This is a genomic window from Hymenobacter lucidus, assembly GCF_020447265.1.
In the GTDB taxonomy this organism is placed as follows: Bacteria; Bacteroidota; Bacteroidia; order Cytophagales; family Hymenobacteraceae; genus Hymenobacter; species Hymenobacter lucidus.
On sequence record NZ_JAJADR010000001.1, the window covers coordinates 1068028 to 1087777 of the forward strand.

General features: G+C 57.8%; 16 protein-coding genes. 9 read left to right on the forward strand and 7 right to left on the reverse strand.

All coding sequences use genetic code 11. The features are described 5' to 3' along the window. Positions 1 to 72: 72 nt before the first annotated feature. From LGH74_RS04590 to LGH74_RS04600, 3 genes are all read right to left on the reverse strand, one after another. Positions 73 to 3069: a glycosyltransferase family 117 protein gene (locus tag LGH74_RS04590; protein ID WP_226172637.1), complete on the reverse strand. Its 2997-nt coding sequence runs from the start codon at positions 3067 to 3069 to the stop codon at positions 73 to 75. 159 nt (positions 3070 to 3228) lie between these two features. Next, a complete protein-coding gene (locus tag LGH74_RS04595; protein ID WP_226172640.1) occupies positions 3229 to 3861 on the reverse strand; it encodes a T9SS type A sorting domain-containing protein in 633 nt (210 codons plus the stop codon). 243 nt (positions 3862 to 4104) lie between these two features. Further along, positions 4105 to 4872: a biotin--[acetyl-CoA-carboxylase] ligase gene (locus LGH74_RS04600; protein ID WP_226172643.1), complete on the reverse strand. Its 768-nt coding sequence runs from the start codon at positions 4870 to 4872 to the stop codon at positions 4105 to 4107. A gap of 41 nt (positions 4873 to 4913) precedes the next feature. On the opposite strand from LGH74_RS04600, the gene rsfS reads away from it, so the two are divergent. The 7 genes from rsfS (at position 4914) to LGH74_RS04635 (ending at position 14210) form a co-directional block, all read left to right on the forward strand. Then, entirely contained in the window at positions 4914 to 5300 is a 387-nt protein-coding gene (gene rsfS, locus LGH74_RS04605) for a ribosome silencing factor (RefSeq protein ID WP_226172647.1), read from the forward strand. 113 nt (positions 5301 to 5413) lie between these two features. After that, positions 5414 to 7498, forward strand: coding sequence for an ATP-dependent zinc metalloprotease FtsH (ftsH, locus tag LGH74_RS04610; protein ID WP_431357438.1), 2085 nt, complete (start codon positions 5414 to 5416; stop codon positions 7496 to 7498). A gap of 146 nt (positions 7499 to 7644) precedes the next feature. Continuing rightward, positions 7645 to 8298, forward strand: coding sequence for a LutC/YkgG family protein (locus tag LGH74_RS04615; protein WP_226172653.1), 654 nt, complete (start codon positions 7645 to 7647; stop codon positions 8296 to 8298). Further along, positions 8273 to 9073, forward strand: a complete 801-nt coding sequence (locus LGH74_RS04620; protein ID WP_226172656.1) for a UDP-2,3-diacylglucosamine diphosphatase — start codon at positions 8273 to 8275, stop codon at positions 9071 to 9073. The genes LGH74_RS04615 and LGH74_RS04620 overlap by 26 nt, the downstream gene beginning before the upstream one ends. A 49-nt stretch (positions 9074 to 9122) precedes the next feature. Next, entirely contained in the window at positions 9123 to 10016 is an 894-nt protein-coding gene (locus LGH74_RS04625) for an NHL repeat-containing protein (protein WP_226172659.1), read from the forward strand. A gap of 161 nt (positions 10017 to 10177) precedes the next feature. Next, positions 10178 to 11338 (forward strand): zinc-dependent alcohol dehydrogenase, encoded by a 1161-nt coding sequence (locus tag LGH74_RS04630; RefSeq protein WP_226172661.1) that lies wholly within the window; start codon positions 10178 to 10180, stop codon positions 11336 to 11338. 271 nt (positions 11339 to 11609) lie between these two features. Then, complete coding sequence (locus tag LGH74_RS04635; protein WP_226172663.1) at positions 11610 to 14210, forward strand: S8 family serine peptidase; 2601 nt, start codon at positions 11610 to 11612, stop codon at positions 14208 to 14210. A 358-nt stretch (positions 14211 to 14568) separates the two neighbouring features. Here LGH74_RS04635 and LGH74_RS04640 read toward each other — a convergent pair whose 3' ends face one another. Next, positions 14569 to 15375, reverse strand: coding sequence for a M57 family metalloprotease (locus tag LGH74_RS04640; protein ID WP_226172665.1), 807 nt, complete (start codon positions 15373 to 15375; stop codon positions 14569 to 14571). 488 nt (positions 15376 to 15863) lie between these two features. On the opposite strand from LGH74_RS04640, the gene LGH74_RS04645 reads away from it, so the two are divergent. Together LGH74_RS04645 and LGH74_RS04650 are read left to right on the forward strand one after the other, a co-directional pair. Further along, positions 15864 to 17456: a PSP1 domain-containing protein gene (locus LGH74_RS04645; protein WP_226172667.1), complete on the forward strand. Its 1593-nt coding sequence runs from the start codon at positions 15864 to 15866 to the stop codon at positions 17454 to 17456. 3 nt (positions 17457 to 17459) lie between these two features. Then, complete coding sequence (locus LGH74_RS04650) at positions 17460 to 17939, forward strand: gliding motility lipoprotein GldH (protein WP_226172669.1); 480 nt, start codon at positions 17460 to 17462, stop codon at positions 17937 to 17939. Positions 17940 to 18035: 96 nt separating this feature from the next. On the opposite strand, the gene LGH74_RS04655 is transcribed toward LGH74_RS04650, so the two are convergent. The 3 genes from LGH74_RS04655 to LGH74_RS04665 all read right to left on the reverse strand — a co-directional run bounded on the left by LGH74_RS04655 (position 18036) and on the right by LGH74_RS04665 (position 19723). Further along, positions 18036 to 18230, reverse strand: coding sequence for a cold-shock protein (locus tag LGH74_RS04655; protein WP_226172673.1), 195 nt, complete (start codon positions 18228 to 18230; stop codon positions 18036 to 18038). A gap of 228 nt (positions 18231 to 18458) precedes the next feature. Further along, a complete protein-coding gene (locus LGH74_RS04660; RefSeq protein WP_100337463.1) occupies positions 18459 to 18650 on the reverse strand; it encodes a cold-shock protein in 192 nt (63 codons plus the stop codon). A 191-nt stretch (positions 18651 to 18841) separates the two neighbouring features. Further along, positions 18842 to 19723: an SDR family oxidoreductase gene (locus tag LGH74_RS04665; protein WP_226172676.1), complete on the reverse strand. Its 882-nt coding sequence runs from the start codon at positions 19721 to 19723 to the stop codon at positions 18842 to 18844. Positions 19724 to 19750: the final 27 nt, after the last annotated feature.

Here is a 19750-nt window from a genome sequence, read left to right on the forward strand (position 1 = left end):
CCGAATAAAAAAACAGCCGCCCTGACTTCAGGACGGCTGTTTTTTTATTCGGTAACACCTCATTCGACGTTGTTACTGCCGCGGATAGTACTGATTGAGCAGATCCAGCGCTTTTTTGGCGCGGGCCTGGTCGCCTACTTCCTCGGCGGCGCGGTACACGCTCTGCAGGGCCAGCAGGTTGGTCTGCACTTCCATATCAAACAGCGAGTTGCTGTTGGTGCTGTAGTAGGCCAACGACTGCTGGGCACGGTTGGTCATGGTGTCCATGATTTCGTTGGCGCGAGCCTGCTCGCCTACTTTCACCAGCGGCACCACAAACTGCGGCACGTAGTAGTCGTAGCGGATGGCTTTGTCGGGCATCACGGCGAAGCACTTGTCGAGCACCTGCTTGGCCGTGGCTTTGTCGCCGGCGGCCAAGTAGGCTTCGGCCAGGCGCGAGAATTTGTCGCGGTAGTTGGCTGGGAAGCGCAGGTTGTTTTCGTCGTAGAAAATGTCGGCCCGGTCCAGGTTACGGTAGGCAAACTTCTTCATCATGGTTTCAAACATGAGCTCCTTGGCCACGTAGCCTTCGGCGCTGCCGCGCGGGTCGTAGTTGGGGTCCTTGGCGGGCAGGATCCGGTACGCCATGCCTTCGAGCTGGAAGTAAGGCTGCAGGTTCATGAAGTCCGACGAGTTGACGGTGCTCGAGAAGTAGATGGGCCGCTTCCAGTTGTTGGTAGCCAGCATATCCAGAATCACCAGATTTTTCTTCTCGATGGCGCCTTTGCCCATGTCCCACTCCATACGGGGCACCAGCTGCTTGCGGCGCTCCTTCGGGATGATGCCCATGGCCTCCACAGCTGCTGTATCAACGGGCAGGTAGAACTTGTGCGTTGGGAAGGACAGCAGGGGCCGGCCGCTCTGGGTTTGCACCTGTAGCAGCGGGCTGTTCTGATCCACGAGGCCGATGAACTCGCGCAGGTTTACTTCCTGCACCGCGGGGTTTTCTACGAAGGGCAGGTAGTCGTTGGTACCCTGAGCATAGTTGTCGGGCTTCATCGACACCGGCAGTGGCTGCGACAGATACGCGCGGCGGCGCATCTGCTCGATGTACCAGTCGGTGTTCAGGTAGCTCAATACGGCTACGCGCACGTCGGTGCGCACGCCTTCTACTTCCTGAGCGTACCAGAGTGGGAAAGTGTCGTTGTCGCCGTTGGTAAACAGAATGGCGTTCGGGGCGCAGGAGTTCAGCAGGTTTTTGGCCGAGTCCACCGAGTTGTAGCGGTCCGAACGGTCGTGGTCGTCCCAGCCCTGGGCCACCATCAGGCCGGGAGCCAGCAGGCCGAGCAGCGTGGCGGCCACGGCGCGGGCGCCGTCGGCTTTGAGCACGGCTTTGAGCAGATCAGCCAGGCCCAGCACGCCCAGGCCAATCCAGATGGCAAAGGCGTAGGTGGCACCCGTGAAAGTGTAGTCCCGCTCGCGGGGCTCAATGGGCGGCTGGTTGAGGTAAAACACGATGGCCAGACCCGTAAATACGAACAGCAAGCCGATAACGAAAGCGTTGCGCCCGTCGCGTCGCACGTGGAAAAACAAACCAATCAGGCCCATAATGAGCGGAATGGCGAAGAAATTGTTACGGGCCGGGCTAGTGGCAATGCGCTCGGGCAGGCCGTTCTGGCCGGCACTCGTGGGCCATACTACGCCGGCCTGCTGAATGTCACTTTCGCGGCCCACGAAGTTCCAGAGGAAATAGCGCCAGTACATGTGGCCCATTTGGTAGCGGAACAGGAACGAGAGGTTCTGGCCCATCGTGGGCTTCACGCCTTCCTGAATATCGACCCACTTCTTGTAGTTGTAGATATGCTCGGGAGCGGGGCTGTAGATGCGCGGAATCAGCATCTTATCCTCGTCGCGGTAAATGGTTTCGAGGCGACGCTCGGCTACCACGTACTTGTCGCCCTTGCGCACGTAGCGGGGCGAGCCTTCTTTCTGGTCGATGGGCTCGGCGCTGAACTGCGGCCCGTAGAGCAGCGGCCGGTCGCCGTACTGCTCCCGCTTCAGGTAGCTCACAAACGACAGCACATCCTTGGGCGCGTTTTCGTTGATGGTCGGGTTGTAGCTGCTCCGGATGGGTACAATCAGGTACGACGAGTAACCGATCAGAATAAACACGAAGCTCAGCATGGCCGTGTTGATCAGGCGGTTGCGCGTCCGGAACGAGTAACGGAAGCCAAACCAGATCAGGGCCACGAACAGCACCAGGAAGAACACCAAACCCGAGCTGAACGGCATGCCGAGGCTATTGACGAAGAACACCTCAAACGCGCCAGCCAGCGTGGGCAAGCCGGGAATGATACCGGCCAGAATCAGGCCCACAATAACGCTGCTGATAACCAGCGTCAGCACCCCGCCCCACATGGTTGGGTTGGCGTTGCGCCGGTAATAGTAAATGAAGCCCAGGGCCGGAATAGCCAGCAGGTTCAGCAAGTGGACGCCGATGCTGAGACCAATAACGTAGGCAATCAGAATCAGCCATTTGTCGGAATCAGCCTCGTCGGCGCGGTTTTCCCACTTCAGCATAATCCAGACCACGGCTGCCGTGCACAGCGCCGACATGGCGTACACTTCGGCTTCCACGGCATTAAACCAGAACGAATCGGAGAAGGCGAAGGCCAGGGAGCCTACCACGCCCGCGCCCAGAATGAGCAGGGTCTGGCCGCCGGTGGGCTCCAGAGGTCGGTGGTCGTGGCCCGCCGTATTCGGGGCGTGAAACACCAGCTTTTTAGCCAGCATCGTAATCGTCCAGAACAGGAACAGCACCGTAAACGAGCTGCTCAGAGCCGAGAGCATGTTGACCAGGACCGATACCTTGGTGCCGTCGCCGAAGGCAAACAGCGAAAACAGGCGACCCAGCAGCAGGAAGGTGGGGGCTCCCGGAGGGTGAGGCACCAGCAGCTTGTAGGAACAAGCAATAAACTCGCCGCAGTCCCAGAAGCTGGCCGTGGGCTCCAGCGTGAGCAGGTAAGTAAGGGTGGCAATGGCAAATACGCCCCAGCCAACTAGGTTATTCAGGCTTTTGTAACTCCGCATACTGGTTTAATCAGAGAAGGGCCAAAAGTAGGCAATAAATCCGGCCGTGCCGCACCCGGCCTCAACACAGCTGCGGGCCGCTATATTTCCCGCAAGGCATAAAAAAAGCAGCCGGCGCGGCCGGCTGCTTTCTGAAGGAGTGTATTCTATGGGCAGAGGTCAGTTCTGCAAAACCAGGCGCTTGGTGCTAACGACTTTGTCATTCACCAGCAGACTGTAGAAATATACGCCCGCCGGCAGGTCCGACAGATTCACCGGCACACCTTCGGCTTCCATCAACTCGGGCTTCAGCGTAATGGTGCGCACTTCCCGTCCGATAATGTTGCTCAGGCGCAGTTTGTAAGGCTCACTTACTTTCTGCCCAAACGACACCATGACCATACCCTTGCTCGGGTTCGGGTACACACTCAACGTGGGTGCGGCCAGGCGGGCCACTACCGGCGTTATCGTACTCACGTTGATGGTGCCCACCATACCCTGCCAGCTGTTGGTCGTATTGTTGAAAAAGGAGTGCGCCGTGCAGTGGTAAGTGAAATTACCGGTGTTGTTAAAGGTTATCGACCGGGTCGTGGCCGACGAGTTCATCTGGAAGGTAGGCCAGGCGTTGTTGTCGGAGGCGGTCGGGTGGTTGCCCGATTCCCAGCGCCATATCACCTCGTCGCCCGGCTTAATGTTCAGGTTGGCCGGCGAGTATTCCAGGTCCCTGACAATAACGGTATAGGTAGTGGCGAAGGCCGAGGCCTGCGTCAATACCAGGGCCAGCAGCAAAAAAAGACGAGTAGAAGTTTTCATGGGTTGTAGTTTCAAAAGCAGAAGAACAGGTTATATGTTCTCACTACCTAGCCTGGCGGCCGCAGCGGTGAGGTATAAAGACAAGCACCGTGCCTTATTTTTCGGTAGGCTACTGCTCTCATCCTGACCGTCGCGACCAGGCCAGTTAGAGCAGTAAGTTTCCGCAAAGTTTAAAGCAGTCGGTACACGCCTTTCTCTGCTCGTACTCGCAAAGTCCGGAAAAAGGGTTGCCTGGTCGAGAAACTATTTATGGATATATTTAATTTCCTGCAGACCGAAACTTCTCACTTCGCCCTTTATTTCCACGGCTAGCCGCCCGGTTTCATCCACGCCCACGATCTGACCCAGCACGGGTAAGCCGTCTACCTCGTACTCGTGCCGCTCCTGGTAGCGGTAGAGGGCCTGCAGGTAGTCGAAGCGCAGGGCGGCTACCCGGCCGGCCCGCAGCATCAGGTAGCGACGCTCCAGGCACTCGAGCAGGCGGGCAATGAGGGTTTTGAGCGGATATGCCCGCCCCGTAAGCCAGGCCAGCGACGTGGCCGTGGGCATCCCAAACTCCCGCTGATTGACGTTAATGCCAATTCCGACCACACTATATTGAATCTTGGAGCCACTTATGGTGTTTTCAATCAGGATGCCACCCAGCTTCTGCGAACCGTAATAAATATCGTTCGGCCATTTCAGGCGCAGCCCGGCGTCGGGGCCCAGCAAGCCCCGGGCCCAGTCGAGCACGGCCAGCGCCACAGCCTGGCTGAGCTGGAACTGGTCGGTGGGCGCCAGGAAGGTAGGCTGCCAAATGACCGATAATGTCAGGTTTTCGCCCGGGCTGGCCTCCCAGCGGTTGCCCCGCTGGCCCCGGCCAGCGGTCTGTTTGTCGGTAATAACCGTACATCCATCGGTGGCGCTGTTTTTGACAATAAGAGCCTGTGCCTCGCTGTTTGTCGAGGCGCATTCGGGCAGCCAAACAATTTGTTGGCCCGTGAACAGAGTTTGGGGGGATAGTGCCTCCACCTGATTTTGTTACTTTGTGCGTTCAAACCTAACAATACCCTATGAAAAGTACCCTGGTTCGGCAGGATTCAGACAGATTGGCAGACGTAGCAGTACGCGGCATGCAGGAGAAAAAGGCGGCCGATATCGTGGTGCTCAATCTGAAGGACCTTAAAAACGCAGTTGCGGATTATTTCATCATTTGCTCTGCCTCCTCCGATACCCAATTGGACGCCATTGCGCGTTCTGTGGAAGAAGAAGTTGAGAAGCTTACCGGCCAGAACCCCTGGCAAACCGAAGGCCGCATGAACCGTGAGTGGGTGCTGCTCGACTACGTAGACGTAGTAGTGCACATTTTCCTGCGTGACCGGCGGCAGTTCTACGCGTTGGAGGAGTTGTGGGGTGATGCCCAGATCAAATATATTACGGAAGAAGCGGAGGCCGTTTAAAGTAAAGCCGGCCCCGGTACGTCTTAACAATTAGCGTGGGCGGCGGTTCCGCCTTTGTTGTTCGTTTAGAATTCCTTTTCATGCCAGATACAACCCCTAAAAAGAAAAAACCAATGCTGCCTTCGCCGGCTCCCCGGCCGAGTATGCAGATGTGGGTGCTGGCTGGGCTGGTGGTGTTCATCTTCGGGATGCTCTTCATCAACCGCAGCAACACTCAGATTGAAATCAACCAGCAGAAGTTTAAACAGATGCTGGTAGCTGGCGACGTAAAAGACGTAACGCTGGTAAATGACCGGGTGGTGGAAGTAACGCTGAAGCCCGAGGCGGCCCGCAATACCAAATACACTCAGGAGCTAAACCAGCGCGGACCATTATCTACGGAAACCGGCCCGCAGTTTAGCTTCCGCGTTGTGGATGGCAAAACCTTCAAGGAAGACCTCGATAAGATGCAGGCCACGCTGCCGGAAACGCAGCAGGTCGGCCTCAATATTGACACCCGGCAGGGCTATGGCGACCTGCTCACCAGCTGGGGCTTTATCCTGATTCTGTTTGTGGGTTTCTGGTTCCTGATGCGCCGCATGAGTGGTGCGGGTGGGCCCGGTGGTCAGATCTTTAACATTGGTAAAAGCCGCGCAGCCCTCTTCGAAGGTGGCGACAAAGTGAAGATTACCTTTAAGGACGTAGCCGGACTGGAAGAAGCCAAAGAGGAAGTCGAGGAAATTGTGGAGTTCCTCAAGAACCCCTCGAAGTTCACGGTCCTCGGTGGTAAAATTCCGAAAGGCGCGCTGCTAGTAGGTCCTCCCGGTACCGGTAAAACTCTGATGGCGAAAGCTGTAGCCGGTGAGGCCGACGTGCCGTTCTTCTCCTTGTCGGGCTCCGACTTCGTGGAAATGTTTGTTGGGGTAGGTGCCGCCCGCGTGCGTGACTTGTTTAAGCAAGCCAAAGCCAAGGCCCCCTGCATCATCTTCATTGATGAGATTGACGCCATTGGCCGCAGCCGCAGCCGCGGCAACGTGCCCGGCGGCAACGATGAGCGCGAAAACACGCTCAACTCGCTGCTGGTAGAAATGGACGGCTTCGGCACCGATTCCGGTGTTATTATCCTGGCCGCTACCAACCGCCCCGATACCCTCGACTCCGCCTTGCTGCGTCCCGGCCGTTTCGACCGGCAGATCAGCATCGACAAGCCTGACATCAACGGCCGCACCCAGATTTTCGACGTGCATTTAAAGCCTTTGACGCTGGGCCCAGATGTGGACGCGCGTAAGCTGGCTGCTCAGACGCCCGGTTTTGCCGGCGCAGAAATTGCCAACGTCTGCAACGAAGCTGCCCTCATTGCCGCCCGGCGCGACAAGAAGATGGTAACAATGCAGGACTTCACCGATGCCGTTGACCGGGTAATTGGTGGTCTGGAGAAGAAAAACAAAATCATTTCGCCCGGCGAGAAGCGCATCGTTGCCTACCACGAAGCTGGTCACGCCATTGCCGGCTGGTTCTTGGAACACGCTGACCCACTGGTGAAAGTGAGCATCGTGCCGCGTGGCGTTGCTGCCTTGGGCTATGCTCAGTATCTGCCCCGCGAGCAGTTCCTCTACAACACCGAACAGCTCACCGACGAGATGTGCATGGCCTTGGGTGGCCGCGCCGCCGAGGAGCTGGTATTCGGCAAGATTTCGACCGGTGCCTTGTCTGATCTGGAGCGCATCACCAAGATGGCCTACAGCATCGTGACGATGTATGGTATGAATGCCAAGTTGGGTAATATCTCGTTCTACGATTCGAAAGGGCAGAATGAGTACGGTTTCTCGAAGCCTTACTCGGAAGCTACTTCGCAGATGATTGACGAAGAAGTACGCAACATCGTCTCCAACGCCTACATCCGGACTAAGGAGTTGCTCACCGAGCGCCGCCACGAACTGGAGGTAATTGCCAAGGAGCTGTTGGACAAAGAAGTACTACTGCAGGAAGATCTGGAACGCCTCGTGGGCAAGCGCCCATATGACAACCAGACCTCGTACCAGGCGCATATGGCCGGCACCGACCGGAGCGAAACCCTGAGCGAGCGGAAGCAGGAACACCCCATCCCGCTGAGCAACGACCTGCCGGAAAATAACCTACCCGGTATGGAAACGGAGAATCGGGGCACAAATAATAACAACGATGTACCAACCGGCAGTACTGTGTCGTTTGACGTCTAAAAGAAGTTAATGCCTTTCGAAAAGCCAGTCTGTTTCAGGCTGGCTTTTTTTCTGCCAACGCGGTAGTGAAATGAAAAGCGGCGGTTGCCAGTCGGCACTACTTTCTATCTTTGACTACCTCGCACCTGTTTCAAGTGGTGAATCTTATGTCCGAAACCTCCCGCGACATCATCCTGCGCCGTATCCGTGAATCGTTGCAGCTACCGGCACCTCAGCCCGCTGCCCCCGATTTTACGATGCCCCTGCACCCCAGTGCCGCCGACGACTTGGCCGTGACTTTCGCGGAAAGCTTCGTGCGGGCCGGTGGCGTGTTTTATTACTGCGTATCGGAAGAGCACTTCTACGACCAGCTCTTTACCTATAAAAAGGAAAAGTCCCTCGACAACCTCTACGTGTGGGAGCCGGAGCTGAAAAAGATGCTTCACGCGGGCAGTATTGGCTTTATCGGTGACGAAACTGACTGGCTGAAACAGGCTGACGCCGGCCTGACGACCTGCGAAGCCCTAGTGGCCCGCACCGGCAGCGTGCTGGTAAGTGCCGGCAGCGCCAGTGGCCGCCGCCTCAGCATCTACCCTGACCAACACCTGGTGCTGGCCCGCGCCTCCCAGATTGTGCCCGACATTGGCGATGCGCTGAAACGGGTGCAGGATGGCTACGATAACAAGCTGCCCTCCATGATTTCGCTCACAACGGGCCCCAGCCGCACGGCTGATATTGAAAAAACGCTGGTGCTCGGTGCTCATGGCCCGCGCAGCATCGTGTTGTTTTTATTGGATGACGCGCCCGAAGCAACTACCTGATCTTGCCCTGCCACCCGGCCGCAAAGTATATTTTGCCTCCGATTTCCATTTGGGAGCCCCCGATGCCGCACGCTCAGCCGAGCGGGAACGGAAAATAGTGCGCTGGCTCGACCAGATTTCCGCCGATGCTGCCGCCGTGTACCTGGTGGGGGATATTTTCGACTTCTGGTTTGAGTATCGGCACGCTATTCCCAAAGGCTTTATCCGGCTGCAGGGTAAGCTGGCCGAGCTAACCGACGCCGGAATCGAGGTGACGTTTTTCACCGGCAACCACGATATGTGGATGTTCGACTACTTCACCAAGGAGTTGAACATCCCGATTCTGCGTAATCCCGTGAGTCAGCGGATCGGCAGCCAGGAGTTCCACATCGGGCACGGCGACGGCCTCGGGCCCAAGGACCATGTGTATAAGGTTCTTAAGCGCATCTTCGCCAGCCCGGTAGCACAGTGGCTGTTCGCGCGGCTACACCCCAATTTCGGCATCGGTCTGGCCAACAAGTGGAGCCGGCACAGCCGCATTCAGAATGGCGCGGCCGACGAGAAGTATTTCGGCGACGACGAGTGGCTATTGGTATACTGCCGGGAGCTGGAGCAGCAGCACCACCACGACTACTACGTATTCGGCCACCGCCACCTGCCGCTCGATGTGCCCGTAACGCCCCACAGCCGCTACGTGAACCTCGGCGAGTGGGTCAATTATTGCTCTTATGCGGTTTATGATGGGCAAAAACTGGAGCTACGGCACTTCGAGCAGCATGGGGAGCTTAGACATTAACAGGAAGACCTCAACGTTTGGCAAACGGTGGCCTCGGCTGGTTTTACTCTTGGCTCTCAGCACTAACTTCTCAGCTCTAACCCATGCGCAAACCACGGTGCCCTCGGCGGCCTCGGTAGTGCCAGCTGGCAAGCCCGTGCCCACGGCCCCGGCACCCGTTATAAATGCGGCGGCCCAGACAACTTCGGTTGCTGCTGCCCAGGGCTGGACGCTGGTCCGCTCTATTGTCCTGCCCCGGCCCGGTCCGGCCTCGCTCGACCGGCGCGGTAATCTGTACGTGTCCGATGCCCAGAACAACGTGCACCAGTACGGGCCCGACGGGCAGCCGCTGAATACCTACTCGCCGCCCCAACCCGGCCACACCGCCCAGATTGAAGCCTGGAATACTTCCAAAGTGCTGGTCTTTTATGATGACCGTCAGGAAATTCTGCTGCTTGACCGGTTTATGGCCCCGCTCAGTCAGGTGCGCCTGCCCGACTTGCTCGACGGCATGGTACGGGCTGCTACCCTGGCCCCCGACGACCGGCTGTGGCTGCTCGACGAAAGTGACCTGGCTCTGCGCCAATATGACCCCTCGGGGCAGCGCATGGGGCTGAACACTCCGCTGGACATGCTCATCGGCCGCGCCCGGCCCGACTTCCGGTTTATGCGCCAATACCAGAATAACCTGTATCTGGTAGACCGCAATAGCGGCATTTTCGTGTTCGATAACCTGGGCAATTACCGCAAAAAGCTGCCTTTCCTGGGAGTAAATACTATCGGCTTCCGGGGTGACGAGCTGTATTACCTGCTGGATAAAACCGTCCGCTTCTTTCACCTTTACAACCTCACGGAGCGCACCTTGCCGTTGCCCGAAGTGGCTACTGAGGTGCAGCAGGTAGTGGTGGGGGAGCAGTTTGCCTACGTTATGACGGCGCAGGGAGTGGCTGTGTACAAGCTCTAAGCTACTGCTCTTGAGCTAGGATAGGTGAGGACAGGTGAGGACAGGTGTTAGGTCGGGGCAAAGCTGAGCCGTAGCAACTCCGCTGTAAGCTGGTTCGTTAGGATGGGCAGCGGTATGGCTTACCGCTTCAGCCCTATTCTTTCCAACCAAACCCTCTCATTATGAAAGCACTCGTGTATCACGGGATGAAAGACGTCCGCGTCGATAATGTCGACGACCCGGAAATTGAGGACGCGCGCGACGCCATTATTCGTGTGACCAGTACGGCCATCTGCGGCTCCGATCTGCACATTTACAACGGCAGTATTCCGCAGCCGCGGCCCATGGTGCTGGGGCACGAGTTCATGGGTATCGTGGAGGAAGTGGGCAAGGGCATCACCAACCTCAAGCGTGGTGACCGGGTAGTAGTGCCGTTTCCCATTGCCTGCGGCACCTGTTATTTCTGCAACCACGAGTTGCCCGGCCACTGCGAAAATTCTAACCCCGACCATTACGGCCCCGAAGGCGGCCTGATGACCGAAAAAGGCGGTGCCTTATTTGGCTACACCGACCTCTACGGCGGCTACAATGGAGGCCAAGCTGAGTACGTGCGCGTACCCTACGCTGACTTTGGCCCCCGTATTATTCCCGACAGCCTGACTGATGAGCAGGCCCTGTTCCTGACCGACATTTTCCCCACTGGCTATTCCGGTATCGACTGGGGTGAGGTGAAAGGCGGCGAAACCGTGGCCATCTTCGGGGCGGGGCCGGTGGGCATTATGGCGGCCAAATCGGCGTGGCTGCGCGGGGCGGGCCGGGTAGTCATCGTCGATACGCTGCAATACCGCCTCGATAAAGCCAAAGCCTCGGCCAACGTGGAAACCATTCGGTGGGAAGATGCAAAATCGACCGTTGAGCAGATTCGGGCTATGAGTGGCGGCCGCGGGGCCGACGTGTGCGTGGAAGCCGTAGGCTTCGAGCCCGATCGGGATTTGCTGGACCGGGCCAAGGCTGTCGTCAACTTCGAGAAAGGCTCGATAAAGGTCCTGGAGGCCTGTATGAGTGCCGTGCGGCGCGGCGGTATCGTATCGGTGCTGGGCGTCTACAGCTCCCCGTTCGACAACTTTCCCATTCACCAGTTTTTCGACAAAGGCATTACCCTGCGCGGCGGCCAGGCACCGGCTCAGAAGCACATTGATAAGCTGCTGCAATACGTGGTAGATGGAAAGGTGAAGCTCGACGACATTATTACCCACCGCCTGCCCCTCACCGAAGCTGCCCACGGTTACGATATTTTCCGCAACAAGAAAGACAATTGCGTGAAGGTGGTATTGAAGCCATAGTAGGCCAGTAATCATCTGATGCACTGCTCAAAGAACCTGCCAGACGGTAGGTTCTTTTTTTATGAGCTTCGGCGGCGTGGTTATGACATTTGCAAAATAACGCCTGGAATATTGAAAGATGATCTGGTGCAGCCGGCTGCCTACCGGCGTTTTTTCTATCTTTATCAGTAGCGGCTGCGTAAGCCGACTCACTGTATCAACTTCATTTGCCTGCTTAATGCACTCTACTGCGAAGATATTCCACCGCTTATCTGTTTCCCCCGGAATACTTTTGCTAAGCCTGCTGCTGGGCGCGGCTGGTACTACAGTAGCCCAGCAGCAGAAACCTTTGAGCCGGAAAATGGCACCGCTGCTGGCGCGGTCTGCTTCCGAAGGTCAGGTACAAGCAGTACGAATCAGTGTAACACAGCCGGAAGCCTTTGTGGCCTGGGCCCAGCAGGCGCTGCCCGCTGCCAAAATACGGGTGGTGCCCAGCGCCGGCAGCCCTATCCTGTTGGTAGAAAATCTGAGTCCGCAGCAGGTGCAGCAGCTCGGTGCGCAGCCGACCGTCAATTTTGTGGATGTGCCTCATCGGCGGGCCCACGATGAGCGGCAGCTAAACCAGTCGGATCTGTCGGTGAACCGGATTACGACGGCACACACCCGCTTTCCGCAGCTGGCGGGCCAGGGCCTCACCATTTCCATCAAGGAAGATGCTTTCGACCTGGCCGACATTGATTTCAAAGGCCGTATTGTGCCCAGTAGCCTATTTAACGCTACTTTTTCGCCCCACGCCACGGCAATTGCTACCCTCATCGGCGGCGGCGGCAACTCGGCTCCTTCCGGTAAGGGGGTGGCCTGGCAGGCCCGGCTGGCTACGTCGAGCTACCAAAGCTTGCTGCCCGATAATGCCGTAACGCTGACGCAAAGCGGAGTGTCGGTGCAGAATCATTCCTATGGAGTAGCTGCCATCGAGAATTACTACGGGCTGGAGTCGCAGGCCTACGACCAGCAATGCCGGCAGTATCCCAGCCTGATGCACGTGTTTTCGTCCGGCAATATCGGCACTCAAACCAGCACGGAAGGCCGCTATGCAGGTATTGAAAAGTCAGCCAACCTGACGGGACAGTTCAAAACGTCGAAAAACACGCTCTGCGTAGGTGCTACCGACGAGCTGGGGCAAGTAGCTCCGCTCAGCTCGCGCGGCCCGGCCTACGACGGGCGCATAAAGCCCGAGTTGGTAGCCTACGGGGCGGGCGGCACTTCTGAATCGGCCGCGCTGGTATCGGGCGCGAGTGCGCTGGTGCAGCAAGCATATCAGCAGTCGAATAGCGGAGCACTGCCCCCGGCGGCCTTAGTGAAAGCAGTGCTGCTTAATAGCGCCGACGACACCGGCCGCCCCGGTCCCGATTTTGAAACTGGCTTTGGGCAGCTCGATGCGGCCGGGGCAGTGCGCACGGTGCTAGAACAGCGCTTTTTTCAAGGCTCAGCAACATCGAATTCCCAACGCACCTACAGCATTACGGTGCCCGCCGGTCAGCAGGAATTGAAGGTGACTTTGGCGTGGGCCGACCCCGAAGCCTCGCCTACTGCCACCCAAGCCCTGGTACACGACCTCGACCTAGAACTAGTGCACGTAGCTTCCGGGCGTAGCTGGCAGCCCTGGGTGCTGAGCTCTTACCCCCACGCCGATTCCCTGGCCAAGCTGCCCAAGCGCCGTGCCGACCACTTGAATAACGTGGAGCAAATTACGTTTGCTGTGCCTACTGCTGGCGAATACACTATCCGGGTGGGCGGTACGGCGGTTTCCGGCACGCAGGCCTTCAGCGTGGCGTATGAGTACAGCACCGGCTTCGACTGGCTAAAGCCCGGCGACGCTACCAACCTGCGGCCCGGCGCTACCAATACTCTACGCTGGCAGTGGTCGGGTGCGGCCACGGCAGTGGGGCAGTTGGAGTATCAGCCGGTGGGCTCGGCCAAATGGCGGGTGCTGGAAGCCGGCGTGGCTCTGGCGAAAACCAATTTCAGCTGGAATGTGCCCGATACGACCACCCTGGCCCGGGTGCGCATGGTAGCCGGCAGCACGGTATTTCTCTCCGACACATTTACTATTACCCAACCCCAGACCCCTAGTGTGGGCTACGCCTGCGAAGAAGAGGCCCTGCTGCTGTGGAAAAAGGTGCCAGGCGCCGCGCAGTACCAGGTCTACCGTCTGGTTCAGAACCATCTGGAGGGTTACGTAACTACTGCCGACACGGCGCTGCTGCTCAACAAAGCTCAAATGCAGGTACGCTACTACGCCGTAGCGCCAGTGCTGGGCACCATAACCGGGGAACGGGGCAATACCATCGAGTTTACCCAGCAGGGCACGGCATGCTACGTCAAAACGTTCCTGCCGCGCACCGTTGTCACCGATACTGTGCTGTTCGATCTGGAAGTAGGTACCCTATACCGGCTCAAATCGGTTACGCTGGAGCGCCTCGCTTCCGGTGGCTTTCAGGCCGTGCAAACCCTGACACCGGTGCCGGCCCGGCAAATGACGTTCTTGGACAGTAGCCCCGAGCCTGGCCTCAATGAGTATCGCGCCCGTCTGGAGCTGACCGATGGCCGGGTGGTGTATAGCCCAACCGAAACAGTGCAGTATATCCGCAGTGGCGAAGTGCAGGCCTATCCTAACCCAGTGGTAGCCGGCGAGCCGCTGCAAGTACTGGTAGCCGACAGTCCCGACGCCCGGGTGCATCTTTATGACATGACTGGTCGGCTGCGGCGGGAAAATACGGAAGGCGGAGCCGTTAAGACACTCTCTACCGAAGGTCTTGCCAAAGGCATGTATCTGCTGCGCGTAAGTATCGGTAGCGGCCACACGATGACTACCCGGGTCGTTATTCTGTAACGTATAGAACCGGTGTGGATTTCTGGCTGCTAAAGCGCCGGGCCACGCTATAGCGCAAGCAGTGGCAAGTAGGCTGTCAGCTAGGAGCTGCGCATGCACTCTCCTGAAAAGGGTGGGAGCCGGGCTTTGGGTGCGCTGTGCCACCTTTTATTGCACGAAGGCCAGACCCGCTGTGGTTGTGCTTGGCTACGTTCGCCCAAAATATCCTGCCTTTGACCTTCCACGGTGCCACAGCTCTATCCCCTAAGCATTATCTGTAGGGGCGAGCGGTAGCAACAAGTGTCGGCTTGGCTCTGCGCCACAAAAAAAGGCCTGACTCCGGGTGGAGTCAGGCCTTTTAAGCTAGTTGGCTAACCGACTAGTACAGGTAGTTCAGAGCCGTTTTGTCGTTCGTGTTGAACGGACGGTTTACGCCCGAGCCAATGCAGGCCAGCATCCACGAGTTTGGATCGACGCCCGAAGGAGTACCGGGAATCAGGACGGCGCCAACGGTGCTGGCACCTTCGTTCACGGCCGAGCCACCGCAGCTATACTGACGGCTCATGTAGTCGGTGTGACGGAAGCCGATGCAGTGACCAATTTCGTGGGCCAGTACCGAAGCAATGGTAGTGGTAGCGTAGCTGGTGCCCAGTGAGTTTGAGTTTACCAGCACCTGGCTGTACGGATTGCCGCCCGATGGGAAGCCAGCCGAAGCGAGGTAGCCGGCGCCCGAGGGAGCCTTGGTCAGGGTGATGTTGGCACCCGAGGTTACGCGGCGCATCGTGATGCGCAGGCCCAGGGCGTTGTAGCGGCGAATAGCCTCGTCGGTAGCCGTCACGTAGGCCGAAGGCAGGGTGCTCGATACGGCAATGTTGATGGTGCGGGGCAGGCCGGTTACCAGGTTATTGGTGCGGTACTGCTCGTCGTCACCTACACGCATCATTTTGTAGTCGGGCTTGCTCTTCAGAGCGTCGTCGGTCAGCATGATGTCGCCTTCTACGAGGTAGCCACCTTCAACTTTCTGAGCATCCTTGGTGGTGAAGCCCAACTGCTGAATCTGGCTCAGTGCCTCTTCGGAAATTTCATTTTTGGCAGTTACTTCCTTGGCTTCCTTCGAGCAGGAAGACAGAGAGGCTACTGAACAGGCGCAGATGGCTACTGCGGAAAGGAGTTTGGTGATTTTCATAAAGTGTTTGGTTTGGTTGGTTTGGTGATGGAGTTGGGGAATGGTGAGCCCAAATAGAGGATAAAAATTATCAATGTCAACAGTTTTATGTCGAAACTTTAAAATAATTGCAAAGTATGCGGGTATATGCGCGGGTGTTTTTGAATAGAAGGCCTTTTTGGTACTGTATTCGTATTATATAATATTTAATAGATATTGCTGTGTTTTATTTCTGATAGCTATAGGGAGCCACTTGAATCGGCCCGCCAAGCTGCCTCAGAGCGGCCCTGGATGTAGCCAGGTATGCAGGAAAGAGCTAACTAGGGCTAAGGTCTCAAACCTTTCAGCGACAAATGAGTGTTAGCGTATTTGGGCAGTAAAAAGCCCAAATACGCTGCATTCCGTGCGCTTTTGCCTATACTGAGGCGTAGGGGCCGAAATGCTTATCTTTGTTGAAAACCGATTCCGTGTGAACCCTGAGTTCACCTCACGATATAAAATCTCAAGCCGTGGCTTGCACTTCTTGTTCCTCCGGCGGCTGCTCCACCACCGCCGCGGGGTGTGGTTCCAAAGGCAGCTGTAGCTCTGGCGGCTGCACGCGCCTCAACGTATTCGACTGGCTGCAGGACGTAGACCTGCCCGTCGATTTTAAAGAGTTCGACATTGTTGAAATCCGCTTTAAAGGCGGGCGGAAGGAGTTTTTCCGCAATACTCACCGTCTGCCGCTGGTAACCGGCGACGCGGTAGTGATAGAAGCTGCCGGCAATGGCTGGCACCTGGGCCACGTGTCGCTGAAGGGCGAGCTGGTGCGGCTACAGATGCGCAAAAAGAAGACGCCCCTCGATTCTAAGGAAATCAAGGGTATTCTGCGCGTGGCTACCCCGCAGGACGTGGAACGCTGGGAAGCCGTGCGTGACCTCGAAACCGGTACCATGTTCCGGGCCCGCTCGGTGGTAGAGGAGCTACGCCTGAAAATGAAGCTCTCCGACGTAGAGTACCAGGCCGACCGCACCCGCGCCACTTTCTTCTACTCCGCCGACGACCGGGTTGACTTCCGCGACCTGATCAAGCGCCTGGCCGACGAGTTTCGGGTACGCGTCGAGATGCGGCAGATTTCGCTGCGCCACGAAGCCGGCCGCCTTGGTGGCATCGGCTCCTGCGGCCGTGAGCTGTGCTGCTCCACCTGGCTCACCGATTTCAAGAGCGTGAGCACCACTGCCGCCCGCTACCAGAACCTGAGTTTGAACCCGGCCAAGCTCTCGGGCCAGTGCGGCCGCCTCAAGTGCTGCCTTAACTACGAGCTCGACACGTACCTCGACGCCCTCAAGGACATTCCGCAGGTGCAGCGCCCGTTGCAAACCGAAAAAGGTGATGCCTTTCTGCAGAAGACCGACATCTTTAAGAAGCGGATGTGGTTTGCCTTTCGCGGCGACAATAACTGGGTGATGCTGCCCACCGAGCGGGTGCGCGAAATCCAGGACATGAACAAGCGCGGCGAAAAGCCCGAAAACCTGCTGGCTCCGGTGCTGGAGGCGGAAAAAGAGCCCGAAGTATCGGCTCACGTGGAAGGCAACCTCGACCGCCTCGACGATAAGATTAAAGGCAGCAAGCGGCCCAAGCGCAAGAAGAAAAAAGACGGTTCCGGCGCCTCAGCTGCTGCTGCTCCAGCCGTCGCGCCCCGCGAGGGCCGCCGCTCCGACAGTGCGCCGAAAGCTCCAGCTGCTCCCGCCGCCGATACGAACGGGGAAGCTGCGCCCGGCGAAGCGCGCCGCCCCCGCGGTGCCGCCGCCCGGCCCCTTAACCGCCGCAACAACCGTGGCCGCAACGCAGAAGGGGGTAAGGAGCCCGGCACCCGACCTGATGGTCGCCGCGCTGTCGATACACCCCGGCCCGAAGGCAGCACCGAGCCCCGGCCACCGCGTGGTGAAGGACGTCCGCCGCGCAATGGCGCCGGCGCGGCCGAAGAAGCGGCCGGTCGTCCCCCGCGCGACGAGAATTCGGAGCGGGGCAGCCGGGGCGGCCGTTCATCGCGTCGCGGTTCCCGGCCGCCGCGTAGCGGTGGTGCTGGTGAGGGAGCAGACTCAGGGCCGACAAACTCGTAGGCTATGCGGAAGGCAATAAGCTTAGTTGCGGGCCTGGGGCTGCTGTGGGCCCTGGCCGCCTGCGACGCCAATCAGGTGTACGAGAAGAACCAGGAACTCAGCAAGGCCGTGTGGACCGTACAGGAAAAGCCCACGTTCGAGTTCGACATTCAAGATACTACCCAGCGCTACGACATCTATTTCAACATCCGCAACGAGTCGATGTACGGGTATTACAACCTGTATGTGAAGCATACGCTGCTGGCCCCCAATGGTCAGCGCCTCTCGCAGCTGCTGCACCAGATGCTGCTCATGGATGCCCAGACCGGGGAACCACGCGGGCAGGGCTCGGGCGACATCTTCGACCACCAGTTTCTGGCTTTGCGCGGGCAGCAGTTTCACCAGCCTGGCACCTACAAGATTGTGTTGGAACAGTATATGCGTCAGGATCAGCTGCCCGGCATCATGGCCGTGGGCGTGGGCGTCCGGAAAGCCGCCCGGTAGGTACGCCTACATTGAGGCATAAAAAAGACCTCCCCGGCCGTGGCCGGGGAGGTCTTTTTTATGGCCCCAGCCGGGTGGCTGGGGCGGAAGGGTAAGCTAGTCGACCAGACGCACGCTAACGGCGTTCAGGCCTTTCTTGCCCTGCTGTACTTCGAATTCTACGCGGTCAGCGTCACGTACGGGCTGCTTCAAACCCGTGGCGTGTACGAAAATGTCCTCACCACCGCCATCCGGCGTGATGAAGCCAAAGCCTTTGGCTTCATTGAAAAATTTGATTGTACCGGTACTCATGCTGGAAAATGGTGAGATGAAAGAATGAGGTAAATGTAAGGGTATTTTTTTCGTTTCAAAGTGGCCTGATAAGGGCCGTGGCGGCATTTACGACGTCATTATAACAACGCCCACTGCCTGCCGGCTCCCAGCCAATGGTACCGAATATAAAAAAGCCGCCCCACTCCGGCAAATAGTCGGGAAGGGGCGGCGGCACGCAGGAAAAACGAAAATCAGGGGAGAGCAGGGTTAGATACGCTCAACTTTCACGGCGTTCAATCCCTTTTTGCCTTCGATTACATCGAAAGTCACTCGGTCATTCTCACGGATTTCGTGGATCAGACCAGTCTGATGGACAAAAATATCCTGGTTGGTGTCATCCTGAACGATGAAGCCAAAGCCTTTGGACTCGTTAAAAAATTTCACTTTGCCAGTTTTCATAACTAGGGCCTGGTTGTGTGGTAAAAGGTTGAAAATGGAAGATTGCAGTAAAACTAAGTGGTTTTTTCTAATTGTAATAGCGCTGCCGGCCATAATCCGACTAGGGACCAGCAGGAATGCAAAAAGGCCTTTCGTGCGCACGAAAGGCCTTTTTGCGGTTTTTACTACTGAAAAGTTCGGTAGTTGGCGTCTTATTGCTTCGCTTTGAAGCGGTTGCTGTAATCGTGGGCAAACTGTTCGATGGTGCGCGGGGCACAGCCGGTAATTTCCTCCACAGTCGTAGTGGTACCAGCCGTATATCCTGCTTTCGAGATTCTGTAGAGCTCCATCATGGCGTCGCTCATCCAGGCCGGGGCTTGGCCCATAGCTTGGCGGGCGGCTTCCTCCGGCACATCCACGTAGGTTACCGGCTGGCCCGTGGCCTGGCCGATGGCGGCGGCTACTTCGGCGGTGCTCAGGGCCTGCGGGCCGCTCAAATCGTATATTTTGTCCTGATGCGCATGGGTATCGGCGCTGAGAATGTGGGCGGCGGTGGCAGCAATATCGCGCACGTCAATGTAGCTGACTTTGCCTTCGCCTAGCGGCATATACAGCTTGCCTTCGTGGCAGATGGCGTCGGCGTTGTAGTTGGCAAAATTTTGCATGAAGCTGCCCGGGCGCAGAATGGTGTAAGGCACGCCGCTCTGCTCCAGGTACTGCTCTACCTCCCGGTGCCAGCGGCCTAGCTGAATGCCCGGCTCGGCATCGGCCCCGGCCACCGACAGCCGCACGATGTGCTGCACGCCGGCCTGCCGGGCCGCATCAATTACGCGTTTGCCAATTGCCACCTGATCTTCGCTGAAGGGCGTAAGTAGGAAAAGCCGGTCGACGCCGGTAAGGGCCACGTGCAGGGTTTCGGGCTTGCTGTAGTCTATTTCCACCAGCTGCACGTCGGGATTGAGCTGCCGCAGCCGGTCGCCCTTGATAATAGAGTGAACCCCGGCACGCACCGTCAGGCCCCGGTTCGACAGGGCTTTGATAAGTTCGGTGCCGACGGTGCCAGTAGCACCCGTAACCAGAATGGTAGTAGACATGGGAAGGAGGGTTAGGAGAACGGAAAA

Excerpts from the sequence above, each read along its gene's own strand:
- LGH74_RS04630 (WP_226172661.1), top strand. The coding sequence starts at position 10,178 with ATGAAAGCACTCGTGTATCACGGGATGAAAGACGTCCGCGTCGATAAT.
- LGH74_RS04650 (WP_226172669.1), top strand. The coding sequence starts at position 17,460 with ATGCGGAAGGCAATAAGCTTAGTTGCGGGCCTGGGGCTGCTGTGGGCC.
- LGH74_RS04590 (WP_226172637.1), bottom strand. The coding sequence starts at position 3,069 with ATGCGGAGTTACAAAAGCCTGAATAACCTAGTTGGCTGGGGCGTATTT.
- LGH74_RS04620 (WP_226172656.1), top strand. The coding sequence starts at position 8,273 with ATGACGCGCCCGAAGCAACTACCTGATCTTGCCCTGCCACCCGGCCGC.
- rsfS (WP_226172647.1), top strand. The coding sequence starts at position 4,914 with ATGAAAAGTACCCTGGTTCGGCAGGATTCAGACAGATTGGCAGACGTA.
- LGH74_RS04660 (WP_100337463.1), bottom strand. The coding sequence starts at position 18,650 with ATGAAAACTGGCAAAGTGAAATTTTTTAACGAGTCCAAAGGCTTTGGC.
- LGH74_RS04640 (WP_226172665.1), bottom strand. The coding sequence starts at position 15,375 with ATGAAAATCACCAAACTCCTTTCCGCAGTAGCCATCTGCGCCTGTTCA.
- LGH74_RS04665 (WP_226172676.1), bottom strand. The coding sequence starts at position 19,723 with ATGTCTACTACCATTCTGGTTACGGGTGCTACTGGCACCGTCGGCACC.
- LGH74_RS04655 (WP_226172673.1), bottom strand. The coding sequence starts at position 18,230 with ATGAGTACCGGTACAATCAAATTTTTCAATGAAGCCAAAGGCTTTGGC.
- ftsH (WP_431357438.1), top strand. The coding sequence starts at position 5,414 with ATGCTGCCTTCGCCGGCTCCCCGGCCGAGTATGCAGATGTGGGTGCTG.
- LGH74_RS04615 (WP_226172653.1), top strand. The coding sequence starts at position 7,645 with ATGTCCGAAACCTCCCGCGACATCATCCTGCGCCGTATCCGTGAATCG.
- LGH74_RS04595 (WP_226172640.1), bottom strand. The coding sequence starts at position 3,861 with ATGAAAACTTCTACTCGTCTTTTTTTGCTGCTGGCCCTGGTATTGACG.